Origin of the sequence: Actinotalea ferrariae (assembly GCF_019733465.1) — a bacterium.
GTDB classification, from domain to species: domain Bacteria; phylum Actinomycetota; class Actinomycetes; order Actinomycetales; family Cellulomonadaceae; genus Actinotalea; species Actinotalea ferrariae_A.
The window spans coordinates 1-3,372 of the sequence record NZ_JACVQL010000330.1; the positions used below are offsets into that span (position 1 = coordinate 1).

The following is a 3,372-nucleotide window of genomic DNA, read 5'->3' on the forward strand; positions in this document are numbered from 1 at the left end:
GGCCGCCGGCGCGGACACCGCGGGGCTGCCGTCGGTGCCACGGCCGTCGCCGTCCTGCGCCGGGGCGCCGTCGGAGCCGCCGGGCGCGGCGTCCTGGACGTCCGGCACGTCGTCCTGCACGGGCGCGGACGCGCCGTCGTCCGTGGGGAGCTCGTCCTTGAAGGTCACGCCCTGGTCCGCGGGCGCCGGCTCGGCGACCTTGACCTCGAGGTTGAAGAGGAAGGTGACCGACTCCTCCTTGATGGCCTCGGTCATCGCGTTGAACAGCTGGAAGCCCTCGCGCTGGTACTCGACGAGCGGGTCACGCTGTGCCATGGCGCGCAGGCCGATGCCGTCCTTGAGGTAGTCCATCTCGTAGAGGTGCTCGCGCCACTTGCGGTCGAGCACCGAGAGCACGACGCGGCGCTCGAGCTGGCGCATGTTCTCCGAGCCGATCTGCTCCTCGCGCGCCTCGTACGCGTGCTTGGCGTCCGAGAGCAGCTCCTCGAGCAGCAGGCTGCGGGTCACGCGCGTGGCGCCGCCCGCCTCCTCGACGACCTCGTCGGGCTCGATCGAGACCGGGTAGATCGCGCGCAGCGCGGTCCACAGGCCCTCGAGGTCCCACGTCTCCGGGGTGCCCTCGGAGGTCGCGCCGTCGACGTACGCGGTGACGACGTCCGAGACGAAGTGCTGGATCTGCTCGTGCATGTCCTCGCCCTCGAGGACGCGGCGCCGCTCGGCGTAGATGACCGAGCGCTGGCGCGAGAGGACGTCGTCGTACTTGAGGACGTTCTTGCGGATCTCGAAGTTGCGGGACTCCACCTGCGCCTGCGCGCTCTGGATGCCGCGCGAGACCATCTTCGACTCGAGCGGCATGTCGTCCGGGAAGCCCGCGCGGCTCATCATCGACTCGGCGAGGCCCGCGTTGAACAGGCGCATGAGGTCGTCCGCCATCGACAGGTAGAACCGGGACTCGCCCGGGTCGCCCTGACGGCCCGAGCGTCCGCGCAGCTGGTTGTCGATGCGGCGCGACTCGTGCCGCTCCGTGCCCAGCACGTAGAGGCCGCCCAGCTCGACGACCTCCTCGTGCTCCGCGGCCACCGCCGCCTTGGCGTCCTCGAGCGCGGCCGGCCACGCGGCCTCGTACTCCTCCGGCTGCTCGGCCGGGTCGAGGCCCTTCGCGGCGAGCGCGGCGACGGCCATGAACTCGGCGTTGCCGCCGAGCATGATGTCGGTGCCGCGGCCGGCCATGTTGGTCGCGACCGTCACGGCGCCCTTGCGGCCGGCCTGGGCGACGATCGAGGCCTCGCGCGCGTGCTGCTTCGCGTTGAGGACCTCGTGCGGGACGCCCTGCTTCTTGAGCAGGCGCGAGAGGAGCTCGCTCTTCTCGACGCTCGTGGTGCCGACGAGGACCGGCTGACCCGCCGCATGGCGCTCGACGATGTCGTCGACGACCGCGGTGAACTTGCCCTCCTCGTTCTTGTAGACGAGGTCGGGCTGGTCGACGCGCTGCATCGGCCGGTTCGTGGGGATCGGCACGACGCCGAGCGAGTACGTGCTCTGGAACTCGGCGGCCTCGGTCGCGGCCGTGCCCGTCATGCCGGAGAGCTTGTCGTAGAGCCGGAAGTAGTTCTGCAGCGTGATCGTGGCGAGCGTCTGGTTCTCGGCCTTGATGGCCACGCCCTCCTTCGCCTCGATCGCCTGGTGCATGCCCTCGTTGTAGCGCCGGCCGGCGAGCATGCGGCCCGTGTGCTCGTCGACGATGAGGACCTCGCCGTTCATGACGACGTAGTCCTTGTCCTTCTTGAAGAGCTCCTTGGCCTTGAGCGCGTTGTTGAGGAACCCGATGAGCGGCGTGTTGAGCGACTCGTAGAGGTTCTCGATCCCGAGGTAGTCCTCGACCTTGGCGATGCCCGGCTCGAGCACGCCGACCGTGCGCTTCTTCTCGTCGACCTCGTAGTCCGTCTCGCGCACGAGGCGCTGCGCGACCTTGGCGAACTCCCCGTACCACTTGTTCGAGTCGCCGGACGCGGGGCCCGAGATGATGAGCGGCGTGCGGGCCTCGTCCACGAGGATCGAGTCGACCTCGTCGACGATCGCGAAGTGGTGGCCGCGCTGGACGAGCTCCTCGGGCTTCCACGCCATGTTGTCGCGCAGGTAGTCGAAGCCGAACTCGTTGTTCGTGCCGTACGTGATGTCCGCGTTGTACTGCTCGCGCCGCTCGGCCGGCTTCTGGCCCGACAGGATGCAGCCCGTGGTCAGGCCGAGGAAGCGGTAGACGCGGCCCATGAGCTCGCTCTGGTAGCCCGCGAGGTAGTCGTTGACCGTGACGACGTGCACGCCCTTGCCGGTCAGCGCGTTGAGGTACGCGGGCAGCGTCGCGACGAGCGTCTTGCCCTCACCGGTCTTCATCTCGGCGATGTTGCCGAGGTGCAGGGCGGCGCCACCCATGAGCTGGACGTCGTAGGGCCGGTGGCCGAGCGTCCGCTTGGCGGCCTCGCGCACGGCGGCGAACGCCTCCGGGAGCAGGTCGTCGAGCGTCTCGCCCTCGGCGAGCCGGGCCTTGAAGCGGTCCGTCTCCTCGCGGAGCTCGGCGTCGCTCAGCGCGCCGAAGCTCTCCTCCAGGGCGTTGACCTGGTCCGCCAGACCGCTCAGCCGCTTGACGATGCGGCCTTCGCCCATCCGCAGGACCTTGTCGAGGATCGACGGCACGCGTTGCTCCAGACTCCTCAGTGGCCCACGCCGGGCGGCGCGGGCCGGTGGGACGACTGCCACCGACGGCGGGGCCGGCGGGACGGTCGACACAGACCGACATCCATCGTAGGCGAGGCTCGTGCCCGTCAGGTGCGTCCGCCGCGACGTGGGCGCACCGCCAGGGTCGCGGCCGCGAGCGCGACGGCGCCGAGCAGCCCGGTCGGGCCGATCCGCTCGCCGCGCAGCACGGCGGCGCCGACCGCCGCCGTCAGCGGCTCGAGCAGCGCCACGAGCGACGCCGTCGTCGCCGGGACGCCTCGGAGGCCGGTGAAGTAGGCGGCCCACGCGGCCGCCGTCGGCACCACGGCGAGGAACACCACGAGCGCGACCACGCGGCCGGCGTCCGGCGCCGTGCCCGGCCCGAGGGTGGGCGGTCCGCCGAGGAGGGCCCACGGCAGCAGCACGAGCCCGCCGAGCACGAACGACACGCCCGTCATGGCCACGGGGGCGAGGCCCGCGACCGGTCGCCGGTTCACCAGCGTGACGCCCGCGAAGGTCGCGGCGGCGAGCAGCGCGAGCAGCGGTCCTGCGAGCCCTCCCCCGCCCGTCGGCCTCGCCCCCGCCGGCGCTGCGGCCAGGTCGGGGGCGACCAGCAGCACCAGGCCGGCGACCGCGAGCGCCGTCGCCGCGACCACGCGC

2 protein-coding genes are annotated in these 3,372 nt (G+C 71.7%); both read right to left on the minus strand.

What is annotated here, in order from left to right; all coding sequences use genetic code 11:
• On the minus strand, positions 1–2,691 hold a 2,691-nt coding region (gene secA / locus ICW40_RS19115), incomplete at its 3' end, for a preprotein translocase subunit SecA (protein ID WP_308121915.1).
• Positions 2,692–2,819: 128 nt separating this feature from the next.
• Positions 2,820–3,372 (minus strand): DMT family transporter (locus tag ICW40_RS19120; protein ID WP_221655577.1); only part of this gene is annotated, 553 nt, incomplete at its 5' end.